Annotated in this window: 19 protein-coding genes and 1 tRNA gene; 7 read left to right on the top strand and 13 right to left on the bottom strand. The window is 68.1% G+C overall.

All coding sequences use genetic code 11. The features are described from left to right. Positions 1-4: 4 nt before the first annotated feature. Genes ACPV3N_RS06100 through ACPV3N_RS06085 form a run of 4 tightly spaced genes read right to left on the bottom strand, consistent with a single transcriptional unit; the run spans position 5 to position 3,833 of the window. Positions 5-967, bottom strand: a complete 963-nt coding sequence (locus ACPV3N_RS06100; RefSeq protein WP_440115739.1) for an AAA family ATPase — start codon at positions 965-967, stop codon at positions 5-7. Next, positions 964-2,238 (bottom strand): DUF4350 domain-containing protein, encoded by a 1,275-nt coding sequence (locus tag ACPV3N_RS06095; protein WP_440115737.1) that lies wholly within the window; start codon positions 2,236-2,238, stop codon positions 964-966. Before ACPV3N_RS06095 ends, ACPV3N_RS06100 begins: the two co-directional genes overlap by 4 nt. Continuing rightward, the gene (locus ACPV3N_RS06090; protein WP_440115735.1) at positions 2,235-2,906 is read right to left on the bottom strand and encodes a hypothetical protein; all 672 of its coding nucleotides are present in this window, start codon (positions 2,904-2,906) and stop codon (positions 2,235-2,237) included. Before ACPV3N_RS06090 ends, ACPV3N_RS06095 begins: the two co-directional genes overlap by 4 nt. Before the next feature lie 36 nt (positions 2,907-2,942). Next, complete coding sequence (locus ACPV3N_RS06085) at positions 2,943-3,833, bottom strand: prephenate dehydratase (protein WP_440115733.1); 891 nt, start codon at positions 3,831-3,833, stop codon at positions 2,943-2,945. A gap of 154 nt (positions 3,834-3,987) precedes the next feature. Here ACPV3N_RS06085 and ACPV3N_RS06080 point away from each other — a divergent pair, with 154 nt between their 5' ends. Further along, the gene (locus tag ACPV3N_RS06080) at positions 3,988-4,677 is read left to right on the top strand and encodes a c-type cytochrome (protein WP_440115731.1); all 690 of its coding nucleotides are present in this window, start codon (positions 3,988-3,990) and stop codon (positions 4,675-4,677) included. Between the two features lie 45 nt (positions 4,678-4,722). On the opposite strand, the gene ACPV3N_RS06075 is transcribed toward ACPV3N_RS06080, so the two are convergent. The 3 genes from ACPV3N_RS06075 to ACPV3N_RS06065 form a co-directional block, all read right to left on the bottom strand. After that, a complete protein-coding gene (locus tag ACPV3N_RS06075) occupies positions 4,723-4,854 on the bottom strand; it encodes a hypothetical protein (RefSeq protein WP_440115729.1) in 132 nt (43 codons plus the stop codon). Between the two features lie 114 nt (positions 4,855-4,968). Next, positions 4,969-5,631 carry an RlmE family RNA methyltransferase gene (locus tag ACPV3N_RS06070; RefSeq protein WP_440115727.1) on the bottom strand — a complete coding sequence of 221 codons (663 nt, stop codon included), beginning with the start codon at positions 5,629-5,631 and terminating at the stop codon, positions 4,969-4,971. Positions 5,632-5,641: 10 nt separating this feature from the next. Beyond that, on the bottom strand, positions 5,642-6,796 hold the full coding sequence (locus ACPV3N_RS06065; RefSeq protein ID WP_440115725.1) for a Ppx/GppA phosphatase family protein: 1,155 nt from the start codon (positions 6,794-6,796) through the stop codon (positions 5,642-5,644). Positions 6,797-6,998: 202 nt separating this feature from the next. On the opposite strand from ACPV3N_RS06065, the gene ACPV3N_RS06060 reads away from it, so the two are divergent. After that, positions 6,999-7,072, top strand: a tRNA-Gln gene (locus ACPV3N_RS06060). A gap of 59 nt (positions 7,073-7,131) precedes the next feature. Here the strand turns inward: ACPV3N_RS06060 and ACPV3N_RS06055 are convergent. Genes ACPV3N_RS06055 through ACPV3N_RS06035 form a run of 5 tightly spaced genes read right to left on the bottom strand, consistent with a single transcriptional unit; the run spans position 7,132 to position 11,294 of the window. Then, entirely contained in the window at positions 7,132-9,504 is a 2,373-nt protein-coding gene (locus ACPV3N_RS06055; protein ID WP_440115723.1) for a heavy metal translocating P-type ATPase, read from the bottom strand. Positions 9,505-9,543: 39 nt separating this feature from the next. Further along, a complete protein-coding gene (locus tag ACPV3N_RS06050; RefSeq protein ID WP_440115721.1) occupies positions 9,544-10,005 on the bottom strand; it encodes a DUF411 domain-containing protein in 462 nt (153 codons plus the stop codon). Further along, a complete protein-coding gene (locus tag ACPV3N_RS06045) occupies positions 10,005-10,379 on the bottom strand; it encodes a hypothetical protein (protein WP_440115719.1) in 375 nt (124 codons plus the stop codon). Before ACPV3N_RS06045 ends, ACPV3N_RS06050 begins: the two co-directional genes overlap by 1 nt. 10 nt (positions 10,380-10,389) lie before the next feature. Further along, the gene (locus ACPV3N_RS06040) at positions 10,390-11,022 is read right to left on the bottom strand and encodes a DUF2231 domain-containing protein (RefSeq protein ID WP_440115717.1); all 633 of its coding nucleotides are present in this window, start codon (positions 11,020-11,022) and stop codon (positions 10,390-10,392) included. Beyond that, a complete protein-coding gene (locus ACPV3N_RS06035; protein ID WP_440115715.1) occupies positions 11,019-11,294 on the bottom strand; it encodes a metal-sensitive transcriptional regulator in 276 nt (91 codons plus the stop codon). The genes ACPV3N_RS06040 and ACPV3N_RS06035 overlap by 4 nt, the downstream gene beginning before the upstream one ends. A gap of 94 nt (positions 11,295-11,388) precedes the next feature. On the opposite strand from ACPV3N_RS06035, the gene ACPV3N_RS06030 reads away from it, so the two are divergent. After that, complete coding sequence (locus tag ACPV3N_RS06030) at positions 11,389-13,215, top strand: copper resistance system multicopper oxidase (protein ID WP_440115713.1); 1,827 nt, start codon at positions 11,389-11,391, stop codon at positions 13,213-13,215. Beyond that, positions 13,215-14,264, top strand: a complete 1,050-nt coding sequence (locus ACPV3N_RS06025) for a copper resistance protein B (protein ID WP_440115711.1) — start codon at positions 13,215-13,217, stop codon at positions 14,262-14,264. The genes ACPV3N_RS06030 and ACPV3N_RS06025 overlap by 1 nt, the downstream gene beginning before the upstream one ends. A gap of 55 nt (positions 14,265-14,319) precedes the next feature. Here ACPV3N_RS06025 and ACPV3N_RS06020 read toward each other — a convergent pair whose 3' ends face one another. Beyond that, positions 14,320-15,129: a class I mannose-6-phosphate isomerase gene (locus ACPV3N_RS06020; protein ID WP_440115709.1), complete on the bottom strand. Its 810-nt coding sequence runs from the start codon at positions 15,127-15,129 to the stop codon at positions 14,320-14,322. Between the two features lie 385 nt (positions 15,130-15,514). On the opposite strand from ACPV3N_RS06020, the gene ACPV3N_RS06015 reads away from it, so the two are divergent. The 3 genes from ACPV3N_RS06015 (at position 15,515) to ACPV3N_RS06005 (ending at position 17,759) form a co-directional block, all read left to right on the top strand. Then, positions 15,515-16,105 carry a helix-turn-helix transcriptional regulator gene (locus ACPV3N_RS06015; RefSeq protein ID WP_440115707.1) on the top strand — a complete coding sequence of 197 codons (591 nt, stop codon included), beginning with the start codon at positions 15,515-15,517 and terminating at the stop codon, positions 16,103-16,105. Between the two features lie 182 nt (positions 16,106-16,287). Next, positions 16,288-16,734 carry a curli assembly protein CsgF gene (locus ACPV3N_RS06010; RefSeq protein WP_440115705.1) on the top strand — a complete coding sequence of 149 codons (447 nt, stop codon included), beginning with the start codon at positions 16,288-16,290 and terminating at the stop codon, positions 16,732-16,734. Positions 16,735-16,769: 35 nt separating this feature from the next. After that, a complete protein-coding gene (locus ACPV3N_RS06005; RefSeq protein WP_440115703.1) occupies positions 16,770-17,759 on the top strand; it encodes a CsgG/HfaB family protein in 990 nt (329 codons plus the stop codon). The last annotated feature ends 390 nt before the right edge of the window (positions 17,760-18,149 follow it).

Below are 18,149 nucleotides of genomic sequence, written 5' to 3'. Positions count from 1 at the left end.
AGCATCACCGCGGCGCTTCGGTCCGCTCGACGAGCTCGGCGACGAGATCCTCCACCAGCCGCCCCTCGATCTCCGCCGCGGGGCTGAGGATGAGGCGGTGGCGCAGGACCGCGGTGGCGAGTGCCTTGACGTCGTCGGGCACGACGTAGTCGCGTCCCTCGAGCGCGGCCCGGGCGCGGGCTGCGCCTGCCAGCGCGACCGCCGCGCGCGGAGAAGCGCCGGTCGAAAGGTCGGCGCTCTCGCGCGTGGCCCGTACGAGCCGCACGACATAGTCGACGATGCCCTCGGCGACCGTCACCTGCTCGAGCGCGGCCGACGCTGCGGACAGCCGGTCCGGGTCGGCAACGCGTTCAATCGCGAAGTCGGCCGGACGCGGCGGCCCCTGGCGGCGGCCGAATCGCGTGACGATCGCGGCTTCTTCGCTAGGCGAAGGATACGGTATCACCAGCTTGAACAGGAACCGGTCGAGCTGGGCTTCGGGGAGGGGGTAGACGCCCTGGCTCTCGATCGGATTCTGTGTCGCGACGACCATGAATCGCGGAGGCAACGCGTGGGTTTCTCCGTCGAGCGTCACCATGCGCTCCTGCATCGCCTCGAGCAGCGCCGCCTGCGTCTTGGGCGGGGTCCGGTTGATCTCGTCGGCGAGGAGAAGGTCGCAGAATATCGGCCCGCGGCTGAGGGTGAACGTGCTCGTCTGGAAGTCGAACAGGTTCGATCCCAGGATGTCGCCCGGCAGCAGGTCCGGGGTGAACTGGATCCGCCCGAACTGGAGTCCGAGCGCACCCGCGAAGCATTGCGCAATGAACGTCTTGGCGGTCCCCGGCGGCCCTTCGAGCAGGACATGACCTTCGGCCAGGAGTGCGACGGTGAGGTGCTCGACGATTTCGTCCTGGCCGACGATCGCCTTGCCCACCTCGCCGCGAATCGCGGCGGCGAGCGTGCGGATATCGTCGAGGGTCATGGTCATGGGCGGACAGTCCTTTCGAGTGTGTGGAGTGCGAGCGCGGCGCGCAGCGTCTCGTTCGGCCCGCGCGCGGCCCCCAGCCGTGCGGCAAGCGCCGAATAGGCCGGCGCGCCCGGCGCGCGGCGCGCGAGCTCGGAGTCGATCGCCTGGGGGTCGGCACTGCGCAGACCGAGTGTGCCGGCCAGCCGGCGGGCGATCATGGCGGCATAAGGTTCGGTAAGCAGGTGCACCCGTCCGCTCCGGCGCAGAAAGCCGGCCGAATTCGCGGCGAGCTGAGTCTTGCCGAACGCGATCGTGCGGCTTTCCGCCACCGGCGGGCCGAAGCGCCCGAACGCGCGCCAACCGACAATCGCGAGCGCCATAAGCAGGCAGAGCGTCGCCGCCAGAAACGGCGGCGCGAAGGCCAGCGTGAGCAGGTTGCGCTGCCCAGAGAGGCCGGCGAGCGTGAGGTCGAAGACGATCGGCAGGTCCCGGCCCTCGCGCGCGAGCTCGACGATTTTCGCTGCGAGCAGCGCGCGGTCCCGGTCGGCCAGACCGTAATTGTTGAACAGGTCCGGTTCGAACGCGACGATGACGCTCCACTTGCTCGGCTCGCAGTCATTCTCGTCGGGCGGATCGAACCCTGCCGCCACGTCGAGCACCGGGTAACAGCCGCGATCGTCGGCATAGGCGACAAGATCGCGCCCCGTGGAATCGCGCACGAGACTTGCCCAGGGGCCGTCTTCGAGACCGAGCACCTTCGTGCGATCGGGCAGGGCGCCCGATAGGCCGAGACCCTGCCAGTCGGCCGGTCCAGCGGTAAGCGCCGCAACCCTGGGCGTCATTGCAAGCTCGTCTTCGAAATCCCCGGCAAACCCCGGGGCCGATGCGGCGACGAGGCGGACCCAGCCCTTCTTCGCGCCTGTGTCCGATGCGGGAAGCCGCATCGCGAACCATTTGGGAAGGATCACCAGGGTCGGTCCGGCATAACGGCGATCCTCGATGATCCTTGCGAGGTCGTCCGCATCTGTCCCTGCAGGGGGCGTCAGTACCAGCAGTGCCTCGTCGTCGAGGCGGCCCTGCGAACGCGAGCGCGACACCACGTATCCCTGCCGGTCGAGCATGTCGGCCAGTCCGGCGTATCCTGTCAATCCGTGGGCCGCGGCGTGGGCCTCGCCGTTGTCGACACCCGGCCCGGTATCGCCCCTGCCGATCAACCAGAGGAGCGCGAGGAAAGTCCCCGCGCCCAAAAGGAGCAGCCCGAGAACGGTACGCGGATTGAACGCGGACGTCATCGCGCGGACCCCGCCAGCGGGGCGAGCGCGAAGTCGGCATAGGCGGCGCGGGCGGCCTGCCAGTCGTCCGGGCCGAGCGAACGCAGCGCGAAGATGCTCTGCTCGACCCGGTTCGCGATGGTGCCGAACGCGGCGCGCGCGGCATCCGGCAGCTCCGAAATCGAAGCCAGCTCGCGCGCGGTCGTCGCCGGCTCGACGAGGTCGGGACGCGCCGCGACGATCTGGCCGACGCTGCGCAGGAGCAGCAGGTGGACCGCCTCGTCGAATCGCCCTTGCGCGGCGAGTCCGTCGGCGTCGTCGAGCAGTGCGAGTGCGGCACCCGATCCCGGCACCCATCCCGGCTCGTCCTCGCTGCCGGAACCGGACCCCGGCCGCCAGAAGACGAGCGGCGCGACCATGCGCCAGACGAGCAGGGCCACCAGGGCCGCGCCCACCGCGAGCAGCACCCACTTGAATACGGGCCAGCTCAGGCCCAGCGCGCGGCCGACCGGTTCGAGCAGTGCGCCAAGCGCGCGAAAGATCGCGTCCAGCCAGCCCGGCGGCTCGGGCGGCGCAGCCCGGGGGGCGAGAACCGGGGCGTACTGGATTGCCTCGTCAGCGCGCACCGCCACCCAGGCGCTCGCCGCGTCGCCAGGACTGGCCGCGCCCCCGGGAACCGATGCCGTCACGGATGGCGTCGTGACATGCCGCACAGGGCCGCGCAACTAGCCGCGCGCACGCTCCTGCGGGTATGTCCCGAGCATGCGCAATTCCTTGCAATGGAACGCGAGTTCCTCGAGCGCCCGGTCGACCGCCGCTTCGCCCGGCGCGCCGATGATGTCGGCGTAAAACATCGTTGCGGAAAAGCTCGCGCCCGCCTGGTAGCTTTCGAGCTTGGTCATGTTGACGCCGTTCGTCGCGAACCCCCCCATCGCCTTGTAGAGCGCGGCGGGCACGTTCTTGACCTCGAACACGAACGTCGTGATCGCGGTCCTGCCGATGCTCGCCGGGTCCAGCGCATCGGAGGCGAGCAGGAGGAACCGCGTGGTGTTGTCGGGCGCGTCCTCCACGTCGGTCTCGACGATCTTCAGGCCGTAGAGCTCGGCGGCGAGCGGGGGTGCGATCGCGGCGATCGCGGTCTCGCCCCGCTCGGCGACATGGGCGGCAGCCGCCGCCGTATCGGCAAAGCTCAGCGGCACGATTCCCCGCTCGCGCAGGTAATGACGCGACTGGCCGAGCGCCTGCGGGTGGCTGTAGACCGCCTCGAACGGGCCGTCGCCGAGTGCCATCAGCGCGTGATTGATGCGCAGGAAATGCTCGCCGACGATATTCAGCCCGCTTTCGGGCAGAAGGAAGTGGATGTCGGCCACCCGGCCGTGCTGGCTGTTTTCGATCGGGATCGCCGCGCAGCCGGCGCGCCCCGCCTTTACCGCGTCGATAGCGTCCTCGAACGAGAAGCACGGCAGCGGCAGACAGCCCGGGACCATCTCGAGCGCGGCGCGGTGCGAGTTCGCGCCCGGCGCGCCCGCGAACGCCACGGCGCGCGCGGGATCGTCGGCGGCCGATGCCTGCATCGCCTCGACCATGGCGCGCGCGGGGGTGGGAAAACTGTTCATCGCCATTTCCGGGTCTCCGGCCGGGCGCGTAGCTGCGGGCAGTTCACGCGGCAAGCGACTTCCCCGGCCAACTGGCCCTTGCGCGCGGTGGCCGCGCTGACTAGAGCGCGGCGCAAACCCGCACGTTCACTCCTAATCGCGGATCACTGCACGCATGGACGATCGTTTCAATACCGCCGCCGGCTGGGTCCTGTTCTCCGGCATCGTCGCGCTCGGCCTGTCGAGCGTGAGCGCGAAGTACTTCACGGCCGACAAGCCCCACCGCCCGCACGAGATGGGCTATCCCATCGAGGGCGTGGTCGAGGAAGGCGAGGGCGGCGAATCGGGTCCGGACCTCGCGACGCTGCTCGCCTCGGGCGATGCCGCCGCGGGCGAGAAGGCGGCGCAGGGCCGCTGCGGCACCTGCCACACGTTCGATCAGGGCGGCGGCGCCAAACAGGGACCCAACCTCTACGGCGTGCTGGGCAAGCCGATCGGCAAGCACGCGGCGGGCTTCGCGTACTCGAGCGCGCTGTCGGGTCACGGCGGCGACTGGACCTACGAGAACATGGACGCCTGGCTCAAGAGCCCCAAGGCGTTCGCCGCCGGCACGAAGATGAGCTTCGCGGGCCTGTCGAACGCGCAGGACCGGGCGAACATCATCCTTTACATGCGTGAGCAGGGCGGCGGACCGGCGCTTCCGACCCCCGCCGCTCCCGCGGCGGTCGAGGGTGCCGATGGCGAAACGCCGCCGGGCGCCGGACCCGGCGCGGTCGAGGGCGAGCCGGCCGAGGCGCCCGAGGCCGCCGGCGCGATGGGCATGGACCAGCCGGTCGCCGGCAAGGAAAAGGCGGTCGTCAACTGACCGCCCCCGCCGGCCGCTCGGCAAGCGTCCGGCAGCCATCTCCGATCAGTCTCCCGCGCGTCCCCGCATGGCGCGGCGATGCGCGCGAGACCGGTGTCGCCATTGCGCGACGAGGGCGGCGCCGGCGAGAGCCAGCAGTATTATCAAGCCGTAGGCGATGACGTGGCGGGCTTCCATGCGCGACTCCTGACTGGTCGTCCCGATGGTCTGACGCGTTTGCACCCATCTTGAAGACGGTAACAGCGCCGAGCGCTCTCCCTGTCGATCTCTCTGGCAATCGCCGGCGCGAGATTACGTTCCCTTGAACCCCTGCGCGATCACGTACCATTCGCTCGAGTCCTTGCGGCTCGCTGGCGGCTTGGCGTGCTTGACGGTCCGGAAGTGCTTTTTCAGCAGCGCGAGGATGTCGGCGTCGGTCCCGCCCGCGAAAACCTTGGCGATGAACCCGCCGCCCGGCTCCAGGTTCTCCACCGCGAACCACGCGGCCGCTTCCACCAGGCCCATCGTGCGCAAGTGATCGGTGGCCTTGTGGCCGACCGTGTTGGCCGCCATGTCCGACAGGACCAGGTCCGCCCTGCCGCCGAGCGCCTCCACCAGCGCATCCGGAGCGTGGTCCGCCATGAAGTCCATCTCGAGGAAGGTCGCCCCCTCGAGCGGCTCGGTTGGCAGAAGGTCGATCCCGACGAGCGCGGCCTGGGGCCGCTTCTTGCGGACGACCTGCGCCCAGCCGCCGGGGGCCACGCCAAGGTCGACCACCCGCTTCGCGCCCTTGAGCACCGCGAATTTCTCGTCGAGTTCGATCAGCTTGTACGCCGCCCGGCTGCGGTACCCTTCGGCCTTGGCCTGCTTGACGTAGGGATCGTTGAGCTGGCGCGACAGCCAGCGGTTCGATGACGCGGTGCGTCCGCGCGCGGTCTTCACCCGCTTGCCGGGATCCTTGCCCGACCGGCTCATGCGCCCGCCCTCACTTGTCGCCCGCCGGGGCGGGGAAGCCCGCCATCAGGCTGCGCAGGATTCCCTCGCGGATGCCGCGATCCGCGACGCCGAGCCGTTCGGCAGGCCAGATATCGAGGATCGAATCGAGGATGGCACAGCCGGCCACGACAAGATCGGCCCGGTCGTTGCCGATGCAGGGCAGCTGCCGCCGCTCCTCGGGCGCCATCACCGACAGCCGCGCCGTGATTCCGCGCATCGATTCGGACGGCACGATCAGCCCGTCGACCGCGCGGCGGTCGTATTGCGGCAGCTCGAGATGAAGACTGGCGAGCGTGGTCACCGTCCCGCTCGTTCCCAGAAGGCGAATGTCGTCGGCCCGCGATGCGTCCGCGACCCGCTCGGCAAAGGGCGCGAAGCTGTCGCTGACCAGCATCCGCATCCGCTGGTACCGCTCGATCCGATCGGCTTCGCGGGCACCCTCGTCGCGGCCGACCGTGTCGGTGAGCGAGACAACCCCCCAGGGGACGCTGGCCCAGTCGATGATGCGCGGCACGGTCTCGCCGGGTTCGATCAGGACGAGCTCGGTCGAGCCGCCGCCGATATCGAAGATGACCGCAGGACCGTGCCCGCTTTCGAGCAGGATGTGGCAACCCAGCACGGCGAGGCGGGCCTCCTCCTGCGCCGAGATGATGTCGAGCGCGATTCCCGTTTCGGCGCGCACGCGGTCGATGAACGCTTCGCCGTTCGCGGCCCGGCGGCACGCTTCGGTCGCCACCGAGCGGGCAAGGAATACGTTCCTGCGGCGCAGCTTCTCGGCGCAGACGTGGAGTGCGCCCAGCGCGCGGTCCATCGCCGCGTCGCTCAACCTGCCGCTGGCGGCGAGACCCTCGCCGAGGCGCACGACCCGGCTGAACGCGTCGATGACGGTGAAGTTCTCGCCTTCCGGGCGGGCGATCAGCAGCCGGCAGTTGTTGGTGCCGAGGTCGAGCGCAGCGTAAGCCTGACGTCGCGCAGTGCGATCGGGCGAACTCGCCTGGCGACCGCTGGTCACGGCCTTCGGTAGGTTAGACTGCGAGGGGCGCTTGTAGCGGAAATCGGCTACCTTGCCGGACGATCTGCCCCTGTTGCCGCCAGTCTTCCTTCCCGTGTTCCTTTGTGTGTCCGGCGGAAAATGATCCGCCATTTTCAATACTTTCTGTTCCTCCCGCGCCACGTGACCCAGATGACGCGGGGACCTGGCGCCGATGCTAGCGGCGGAGCGGGCGCGCGGCAAGCCGGACGGTGCGGCGCGCGCGGCGGTAAGCGCGCACTCGGCCTTGACCCGCGCGCCAAGCGAAACTAAGTGCGCCCCCTCGCCAGGCGGCTCGCCGCCGGCAGCACGATGATGCCCCGTCCTCTAATGGTAAGAGAGCGGACTCTGACTCCGTCAATCAAGGTTCGAATCCTTGCGGGGCATCCACTTCCCGGCGAATGTCGTTCCCGCGCTCCGTGCCGTTCCCCGGCGAGGGCGTTCGCCGTTCAGGCCGGTCTGACCTGGGCCGCGAGGACCGGAAGGCGCAATCCGCGAAGGCGCAGCGCGTTGGCGATCACCGAGACCGAGGAAAAGCTCATCGCCGCCGCCGCGATCATCGGGTTGAGCAAGAGGCCGAACGCCGGGAACAGGACCCCCGCCGCGACGGGTATGCCCAGCGCGTTGTAGCCAAACGCGAACCACAGGTTCTGCCGAATGTTGCGCATCGTCGCCCGCGACAGGACGATGGCCTGGAGCACGCCTGCAAGATCGCCGCGAACGAGAGTCACGTCCGCGCTTTCGATAGCGACGTCGGTACCGGTGCCCATGGCAATGCCGACGTCGGCGGCGGCAAGGGCGGGGGCGTCGTTGATCCCGTCGCCCGCCATGGCCACTCGCTTGCCCGAAGCCTTCAGCGCCTCGACCCGGCGATGCTTGTCCTCGGGCGAGACATTCGCCTCGATGTCCTCGATGCCGAGCTGGCCCGCGACGGCCTCGGCGGTGGCGCGGCTGTCGCCGGTCAGCATGACGACCGCGATGCCCCGCGCGCGCAGGGCCCGGATCGCCGCCGCGCTCGTCGGCTTGATCGGATCGGCGACCGCGATCAGCCCCGCAGGCGTGGAATCGAAAGCGACGAACATGACCGTCTGGCCTTGCGCGCGCGTAGCTTCGGCAGAGCCAAGCCAGCCCTCGTCGTCGATGCCCAGCCGCCGCATCAGCTTCTCGTTACCAATCGCGACCCGGCGCCCGCCGACCTGCGCCTCGACGCCCTCGCCGGTGGTCGACGCGAGATTGGTCGCGGACCGGACCGCGATACCGCGCGTCCTGGCGCCCTCGACGATGGCGTGAGCCAGCGGATGCTCGCTGCCCGCCTCGACCGCGGCGACAGCGGATAGGAATTCAACCTCTTCGATCCCTTCGCGCGGGGTTGCCGACATCAGGTCGGGCTTGCCCATCGTGATTGTACCGGTCTTGTCGATCACCAGCGTATCGATCTTCTCCAGCGTCTCGAGCGCTTCGGCATTGCGGATGAGGATGCCGTGCTGGGCGCCCTTGCCGGTCCCCGTCATGATCGACATCGGGGTCGCCAGCCCGAGCGCGCATGGACACGCGATGATGAGGACCGCGATCGCGTTGACGAGAGCATAGGCGAGCGCCGGGAACGGTCCCCAGACGGCCCAGGCGATAAAGGTAGCGACCGCGACGATCACCACGGCGGGGACGAACCATGCGGCGACCCGGTCGGCCAGGCGCTGGATCGGGGCGCGGTTGCGCTGTGCTTCGGCGACCATCTGCACGATCTTCGCGAGCATCGTGTCTTTGCCGACAGCGCTTGCGCGCATCACGAACCCGCCGGTCTGGTTGACCGTCCCGCCGATCACCAGATCGCCCGCGGCCTTGGCGGCCGGCAGCGGCTCGCCGCTGATCATCGATTCGTCGATCGTGCTAGCGCCTTCGGTGATCTCGCCGTCGACCGGCACCTTGTCGCCCGGCCGGACGCGCAGCAGGTCCCCCGCCGCCAGTTGCTCGAGCGTCACTTCACGCTCGTCCCCGTCCGAGAAGATCTTGATTGCGGTCGGCGGGGCGAGCTCGAGCAGCGCCCGCAGCGCGCTCGAGGTCGACCTGCGCGCCTTGAGTTCGAGGACCTGGCCCAGAAGCACCAGCGTGGTGATGACGGCGGCGGCCTCGTAGTAGACCCCGACCCTGCCAGAGTGGTCGCGAAAGGTGGCCGGAAAGACGTCCGGCAGCAGCGTCGCGACCAGGCTGAACAGGTAGGCGATCGCGACACCGAACCCGATCAGGGTGAACATGTTGAGATTGCGGGTCTGGAGCGACTGCCACGCCCGTTCGAAAAAGGGCCAGCCGCCCCAGAGCACCACCGGGGTTGCCAGGACGAACTGCACCCACTGCGCACGGGCAGGTTCGACGAGCTGGTCGAACCGGAGTCCCGGCACCATGTCGCCCATGGCGTAGACGAACAGCGGCAGCGTGAAGATCGCGCTGATCCGGAAACGGCGGGACATGTCGACGAGTTCGGGGTCAGGGCCGTCGTCGAGGCTTACGGTCTCGGGTTCCAGCGCCATTCCGCAGATCGGGCAGCTCCCCGGACCGACCTGGCGGATCTCGGGATGCATCGGGCAGGTATATACGGCGCCCTCCGGCAGGTCCTCGACCTGGTCAAGATGCGCGCCGGACAGGTAGTGGCGGGGGTCGGCGACGAACCTGTCCTTGCACCGGGCCGAACAGAAGTAATGGGCCGCGCCGTCATGCTCGGCGACGTGGGCGGCGTCGGCGATCGTCACGCTCATCCCGCACACCGGGTCGATCGCGGTCCCCTCGGCCTTGCCATCGTGCGACGTGTGCGTGTCGCAGTAATTCATCGAGTGTCTCCTCGGCTCGGGACGAGCGGGCATCGGGGATCAGGGATAAGACGCAAAGACCTCGCGCCGGCCGTCCCCGAAGGCGATCACCTGGTAGGGCTGCACCCGTCCGCCTGCCTCCATGCCCGGCGAACCCAGCGGCATTCCGGCGACGGCGAGGCCTTCTACCCAGTCGGGCTCCTCGGCCAGAAGTCGCTCGACATCGGTCGCGGGTACATGGCCCTCGATGACAAATCGGCCCGCGATCATCGTATGGCACGAGCGCAGGTCCTCGGGCACGCCGTGCTGCGCCTTCACCGCGGCCATGTCGGGATGATCGACAGAGATTACCTCGTGCTTTTCGCCCTGTTCCATGTGCGCCGCCCAGGCGAGGCAGCAACCGCAACCCGGATCACGGTACATCGTATAGGTGGCCGCCTGCGCCGCGCCGGTGCAGGCGGCCAGCAGGACCGTGCTCAGCGTCGTCAGGAAGGGGCGAGAGGGTGTCTTTCGCATAGTCATCAGTGTCCCATCTTCTTCATGTCTTTTTCCGACATGGTCGACATGTCGTGTCCTGCGTGAGGATCTGTGGCCGGAGCCGCAGTCGCCGCGGGTGACGGCTTGGCTGCAGCGCGCGGCGCAGCAGCCTTCGTGGCCGCGGGGTCGGGGGCAGCCGCGGGTCTGGCGCTCGCGGCAGTGGAAGGCGCGGCAGGCATGGCCGTTTCCGTCTCGGTACTTGCGGCGGCTGTTTCAGGTGCCGGGACCGCTGTTATCTCTTCTGCCGCCGGGGGATCTCCGGCAGCCTGCTCGGCGGGGCTGTCGCAGCCCGCGAGCATCGCGATGATGGCGGGAACCAGCAGCAACTTTCCGGCACGACTGACTGCGCTCGACGACATGGGCGGTTCCTTACAGCTTGAGGTGATTGATGCCGTGGGCGAGTTCGCCTCCCAGGAATCCCTGGGCGAGGAGCAGCGCGGCGATGGGGAACAGGACGATGCGAAGCGCCGCGCGCGAAGCGGACTGCCGGTGCGCGAGCCACGCTGCCGCCGCGCCGAGAAGCGCGATCAGCATGCCGGTCCAGCGGTGCGCCTGCATGGTGACGTCGCCGCCGAGCCACAGGCCGGTGTGTATCCACCCGAACAGCGCGGCGAGGAGGGCGCCCGCGGCGCCCCCGTAGATCATGATCCTGACGGCCGCCTCGCGATCGGGCGTGCGGCGGGCCATGACGAACAACTCAGTGAGGGCTGCCATCAGGAAGAGCGCGATAGGAAAGTGGACGGTGGCCGGATGCAGGCTCCTGAGGACGCCGGCAAAACCCTCGCTGCGCACCTGTTCGGTGTCATGGCCCGTGGGCGCGCCGTTCGAAACGGCGCCTCCGCTCATCGTCGCCGTGTCATGGCCCTTTTCACCGTGGGCAGCGGGCGTCGCAGCGACTGAACGCGGGGGCGTCTCGCCGTGCCTTTCGTCACCGTGCGCCAGCGCGGGCAAGGCGACGGCAAGCGCCGCCAGCGCGGCGAACAGTTGCACAAGCGCCTTCACCGCTTGGCCTTCTCGAACAGGTCGACGAGCTCGTCGAGCTTGCGTTTCTGCTCCTCGGCATCGCCGCTCGCGATCGCCTCGCTCACGCAGCAGGCGGCATGGCGCTTGAGAATCTCGCTCTCGGCGCGGCCGAGCGCGGCCTTCACCGCCTGCACCTGATTGAGGATGTCGATGCAGTACCGGTCGTCCTCGACCATCTGGGCCACGCCGCGCACCTGCCCTTCGATCCGGCGCAGCCGGTTGACGATCCGGGAACTATCGGGTGTCGCCACGTTCAGTCCTCCCTCGGCCAAAGATACCTTATCGGGTATCTTGCAATACTCCTGGGGGGTATATATGACACGGACCGAAGGAGATGCAAGGGCCATGTCGGATCTGATGGTTTCACGGCGCCGCCTGTTGGCTGGCGGAACGCTCGGCGCGGGTGCGCTGGCGCTGCCAGCCTGGGCGCGCGGGGCGGACCTTCACGGCGGCGTGATCCGCCCGGGTTTCGACGAGGTGGCCGGCCGGGACATCGCCCTGACGATCGGCGAAGGACCGCGCGTCGTTCAGGGGCGCCGCGGCCATGCCGTGGCCGTCAACGGCAGCGTTCCGGGCCCGCTCGTGCGCCTGCGCGAAGGGCAGCCTGTCCGGCTGGCGGTGACCAACACGCTCAGGGAGGACAGCTCCATCCACTGGCACGGGCTGTTGCTGCCGTTCCAGTTCGATGGCGTTCCGGGCGTCAGCTTCCCCGGCATCCGGCCCGGCGAGACCTTCGTATACGACATCCCGCCCATCCGGCAGAGCGGCACCTACTGGTGGCACAGTCATTCCGGCTTGCAGGAGCAGGCAGGACACTACGGGCCGATCGTGGTCGAGCCGGCCGGCAGCGACCCGGTCCAGGCGGACCGCGATTATGTCCTGCTGCTGAGCGAGTTCACGCCGCTTCACCCGCACGCGATCATGGCGAAGCTCAAGAAGGGCGAGGAATACTTCAACGACCAGAAGACCACCTGGACCGACGACTATCCGCTGACGGGGGAGGAGCGGCGAATGTGGGCGCAGATGCGCATGATGCCCACCGACATCGCCGACGTGACAGGTTCGACCTACACCTATCTCGCCAATGGACGCGGGCCGGACGAGGGTCTGGAGTACCTCTTCACTCGGGGCGAGCGGGTGCGTCTGCGGATTATCAACGGCAGCGCGATGACCTTCTTCAACGTCCGTATCCCGGGCACACGCTTCTGGGTGGTCGCCGCCGACGGCCAGAACGTGCGCCCGGTCGAGGTCGAGGAGTTCCAGATCGGCACCGCGGAAACGTATGACATCGTCGTCGAGCCGGTCGCCGAAGCGCACGCCATCGTGGCGGAAAGCATGGACCGCTCGGGCATGGCGCTGGCGATGCTCGCGTCCCGCCCCGGAGCGCGGGCGAGCGTGCCTGCGCTGCGCGACCCGCCGCTGCTGACGATGGCGGACATGGGAATGGACCACGGCGGCGCTGCCCACGACGGGCACGGCGAGCACGGCGCCGGCGGCACGGCAGGCGCAGATCACGCGGCGATGGGTCACGCCGGCGCCTCGGCGACCGCGATCCCCGAGCCGGCGGGCCACGACATGACCGGCATGGACATGCGCGACACCTCGCTGCTGCCGCCCGACGTGAAGGTCGGCCCGGGGCTCGACATGGTGGCGATGAACCCGGTCGACAGGATGGGCGATCCGGGCATCGGGCTCGACAAGGTCCCCCACAAGGTGCTGACCTACAGGGACCTGGTTGCGCTTGCGCCGAACGACGACCTGCGGCGCCCGTCGCGCCAGATGGAAATTCATCTGACCGGCAACATGGAACGCTACATGTGGTCGTTCGACGGACAGAAGTTCTCCGCTGTCAGCGATCGGCCGATCCGTTTCGCCTACAACGAGCGCGTGCGCGTCAAGCTGGTGAACGACACGATGATGGCGCACCCGATCCACCTGCACGGGCACTTCTTCGAGCTGGTCAACGGCGCGCCGGCCAACCGCCAGCCGCAGAAGCATACGGTAATCGTCCAGCCCGGCGGCAGCGCCACGTTCGACCTGACCGCGGACGAGGAGGGCGACTGGGCCTTCCACTGCCACCTGCTCTACCACATGCACATGGGCATGTTTCAGATCGTCACCGTCGCGCCGCGGGGCGACCAGCCCGATGTCAAGCGGGTGGGAGAACATTGATGCGCATGCTCGCAGCCCTGCTCCTCGCGAGCGCCGCCGCCCCCCTCGCCGCGCAGGACCATTCGGGCCATGCGATGCCTGTCGCGGCTCCGGCAGTTCAGAGCGAGTGCGAGAAGGAAGCCGCCCGGCACCGCGCCATGGGTCACCCTGTGCCGGAGGATCGCTGTGCTCCTTCTACCGGCTCTCCCGCGACCGCGGGCGGCCATGCGCAAATGGACCATCCGGGCATGGATCACGGCGCGATGGACCACTCGAAGATGGACCACTCGGCCATGCTCCACGGGGCAAGCGGGATGGGCTCCATACCGCAGGGTCCTGCTCCGGCAGCCGCCGGGTCGGGCCCGCCGCGCGCCGCCGATGCGATCTGGGGCTCCGAGGCGATGCGGGCCTCCCGCGACGCGCTTCGCAGGGAGCACGGGGGCATGACCTGGTTCTTGTTCCAGGGCGATCGGGCGGAGTATCGCGCCCGACAGGGAGACGACGGGTTCCTGTGGGACGTGCAGGGCTACTACGGCGGCGACATCGACAAGCTGTGGTTCAAGAGCGAGGGGGAGGGCAGTTTCGGCGAGGAAATCGAATCCGCCGAAGTCCAGGCCCTGTGGAGCCACGCGATCGGACCGTGGTGGGATCTGCAGGCGGGCGTCCGCCAGGACCTTGCGGGGCGTGAGCGGACCCACGCGGTTATCGGCGTGCAGGGCCTTGCGCCATATCTGTTCGAAATCGATGCCGCTGCGTTTCTTTCAGCCAAGGGTGACCTGACCGCGAGCCTCGAAGCGGAACTCGACCAACGGGTGACGCAGCGCCTGGTCCTGCAACCTCGCGCGGAACTGAATCTGTCCGCCCAGAACGTGCCCGAACTCGGCATCGGCGCGGGTATTGAATCGGTCGAACTGGGCCTCCGGCTCCGCTACGAAATAGCACGCGAGTTCGCGCCCTATGTCGGGATCGAGCAGGAGTGGAAGCTCGGCCGGAGCGCCGACTACGCCCGGCTCGCCGGCGAGGATCCGAGCATAACGAATTACGTCGTTGGAGTCCGGTTCTGGTTTTGACCGGCGTGCCGACCCGCACCGCCGTCAGCCCTCGTGAAGAGGCAGCGCAAAACCTTCACTCGCACGCCTGCGTTATCAGCGCGCGCTGCCCCGGCGCCAGGTCAAGCGTACCCAGATCGTCGGCGATCGCGCACGTACCCGGCGGGGCAACGAGGTCTCCGATCCTCAATGGACGATCCAGAGGCAGCACCAGGAGCGGCCGCTGCGCGTAGCGGGAGCGAACCGCGTCGTCGGCCGCGCCATGGAGACGGTCGAGCCGGAAATGCGGTCCCTCGACCAGAACCGCGTGCCCCGTTTCCGAAACCCGCCTGCGGTACCGGTCCGGGTGCGGGCCGGTATCCGCCACCGCGACCGCGCGGTCGAGATGCAGGTCCCGCGAGCGACCGTAATCGTACAGCCGGTAGGTCACATCGGAGTTCTGCTGGACCTCCACCAGCGTGACGCCGGCGCCTATGGCATGGACCGTCCCCGCGGGCAGATAGACGAAATCACCGGCGGCGACCTCGCGCCATTCGAGCAGTCCTTCGATCGAACCGTCGAGCGCAGCCGCACGCATCTCGTCAGCCTCGACCTCGCGGTTGAAGCCGACCGCCAGCCGCGTCCCGGGCCGGGCGTCGATCACCAGCCAGCATTCGTCCTTGCCGCGCGCTCCCTCGGGCGCATCTGCATCCGATGGATGGACCTGAACCGACAGCTTGTCGCTGGGAAACAGGTACTTGACCAGAAGGCTCGGGATTTCGGGCGGCGGCTCGAACCAGATCTCTCCGATCCGCCGGTCTCCACTCGCCGCGAACGGCGGAGGCAGGGCAGTGCTGCCCCAGACTTTCTCGACCCAGCGCGTGGGGAGCACGCGGCAAGCGCTCATGGGCGCAAGTCCGCGATCGCCGGCGTGGCCGGGCGCACCGGAGGGTCGATCGGAGGTGTCATTCGGTGTCCTTATCGCGACGCTGAAGGGCGGATTAGCCGCAACGGCGCGCACCGCGCCAGTCCCAATCGAGTTCTCCCCGATCGCCCGTGGCCATGTCCAGTCGATCTCCTTCGTCACCGGGTCCCGCAGTACACGCCGGCAGGCTTATTGAGTATAATGCCCATCCAGACGAATAAGCGTGGCGGCGCTGCAAGTATGAATTTTCCCACCGAAATGGTTTCATCAGGTTGACAACAATGGCGTCCATCGTGAGTGTCCCGCTTCTCGATCGCAAGAGTCGAGCCAGGGAGAAATCGCAGTGGCCTTGGCAGAACGGGCAGATTTGCCTCCAGTACTCCTGGAAAAACCTGGCGCGCTCGACAGCGGTTCGGCGCTGGAATGGCTGGCGCGGCTCTCGCTTCCGCGGCTGGTGGTCAACTCGGGTCTGGCCCTGTTGTGGGCGAATCGGGCGGCGAGGTCGGTCCTGTCGTCAGGGTTGCTGCTGAACCTGCGGGACGAGCGCCTGTGTTTCGACGATCCCCTCGGGCAGGATCACTGGCGCGAAAGGCTGTCGCATGTCGGCGCGGAGCTCGAGCGGCTGGTCGTCACCGACAAGCGCGGCCACCCGAATGCGATTGTCGGCGCGTTCCGCAGCTCTGCCGCGGGCCAGGATGCCCTCTTCCTTTCGTTGATGGCCGTCGCCCAGCCGCTTGACCTCGTGAAGTGCGGACTCGCCGCTCAGTTCGATCTGACCAGATCAGAGTGTCAGATCGCCCAGATGCTTGTCGACCTGCTGTCTCCGCGCGAAATCGCGGAGAGCCTCGGCGTGTCGATCAATACCGTGAGGACGCATATTCGCGGGATCTACCTGAAACTGTCGGTCAGTTCGCAGCGGGAGCTGCTCCGACTGGCTTCGTCGTTCTGCATGGTCTGAGAGGAACCGTTTGGTGTCCAATATCGGGACTCTTTCGACACGGCCCGACTTTTCCCATTTTGCTCATCAAGGTTGACGATGCGAATCGTGAACTATCCTTTAACAAGGAGTTAACGCAGACAGGCAGACGGGTCGCACTGGGGAGCCTGCGGTTAATCGACATTTTCGGGAGGGGCATCTCGATGCTTTTGAACCAGCGCACTCGCGTGCGCCGGCTGACCGTCGGCGCTTGCGCCGCGGTAGCGATCTACTCTGCGCCCGCTGCGGCACAGGACATCACCTATCAGCCGATCGACCCCACGTTCGGGGGCAACCCGTTCAACTCGGCGCACCTGCTGGGCGTCGCGAATGCGCAGAACGATTACAAGGACCCGCGCAGCACCGCGAACAGCTCGCAGGCGGACATCTTCGCGCGCCAGCTGCAATCGCGCCTTCTGTCCGCGCTGTCGTCGCAGATCGTGAACGCGATCTTCGGGGAAAATCCGCAGGAAAGCGGCACGATCCGGTTCGGCGGCCAGACGATCACCTTCGTCCGCAGCCTGGAAAGCGTCACGCTGACGATCATCGACGACGATACCGGCGAAGTGACCGAGATCGTCATCCCGACCTTCATCGACGTCGGCGGGTGAACGGACCCATGGGCATTTCCCGTCAAACCTTCAGGATGCTTGCCGCAGCACTCGGCGCGGCAACGCTCGCCGGTTGCGCCACCCTTGGCGAGGACGGCCGCAGCCTGTTCCCTGAGACCCGGAGCAAGGCGTTCTACCCCGACAAGACGCAGACCCAGCACCTGCTGGCCGAAATCCCCGCCCCGACCCGTCCGGTCGCGGTCGCGGTCTACGGCTTCGCCGACCAGACCGGGCAGTTCAAGCCGGTGGAGAACGGCCAGACGCTCAGCCGGGCGGTGAGCCAGGGCGGCGCGGCCATGCTGGTCAAGGCACTGCAGGACGCCGGCAACCGGCAGTGGTTCACCATCGTCGAGCGCGAGAGCCTGAAGAACCTCCTCAACGAGCGGCAGATCATCCGCGAGATGCGCGAACGCTACCTGGGCGAGCAGGGGATCAATCCTCAGGCGCTGCCCGCGCTGCTGTTCGCGGGCGTCCTGCTCGAAGGCGGGGTGGTCGGTTACGACACCAACACCGTCACCGGCGGTGCGGGAGCGGCTTTCCTCGGCATCGGCGGGCGGTCCGAATACAGGCAGGACACGGTAACCGTGTACCTGCGCGCGGTATCGGTCCGCACGGGCGAGGTGCTGACCTCGGTCACCGCGTCGAAGACGATCGCGAGCCAGTCGATCGGGGCGAACGCATTCCGCTACGTCGCGTTCAAGGAACTGCTCCAGGCCGAGGCCGGCTACACCACGAACGAACCCGACCAGGTCGCGCTCCAGCAGGCGATCGAGAAGGCGGTCTACGGCCTTGTGATGGAAGGCGTCGACCTCAAGCTGTGGGACTTTGCCGACCGCGAGGCCGGTCTGCCGATGCTCGCCGCGTACAAGCGCGAGCGCGACGGGAAGATCGACGCGGAGAAATTCGAGGCGGCGCTGCGTTCGACCGCTCCGCTGAAGACGAAGAGACGCACCGCATCCACCGACGAGCCCGACCGGCGCGCGCTGATGCGCGCGGCGGAGGCCGCGGGGGTGCGGACGAACTGACCTGATCCGGGGCGAGCCGGCACCCGGGGCCAGGATTGAAGCGAGTTGCCGGTGGCGAAGGGGAAGCGGTTGCAGCCGCTTTCCCGGCGTCGGTACCAAAAGGCGCGCCGGAGTTGCAGCCCCGACGCGCCCGGTTTGACTGAGTTGCTGTGACACAACCTTGTCTGCCCGTCGCCGAAGCGGCGGACAGACATGGTTATGAAATTCCGGAAGGGGTTTTACAACCATGTTGATGACTGCCGCATTCGCGAAACGCCCCGCTGGGGGACAGCGCGCGGCCATCGGGCATCGTGGTTTCCTGACTCCATCCGGTCGCGGTCGAGGCCGGCAAACGGCCCCCGCAACCCCGCCGCGCGCCAATCCCGGTGCACGGCGTCGGGCCGCATTCAC

It is taken from the genome of Tsuneonella sediminis (genome assembly GCF_051912845.1).
Taxonomy (GTDB): Bacteria; Pseudomonadota; Alphaproteobacteria; order Sphingomonadales; family Sphingomonadaceae; genus Tsuneonella; species Tsuneonella sediminis.
This window is presented reverse-complemented; position numbering and strand designations above follow the sequence as displayed.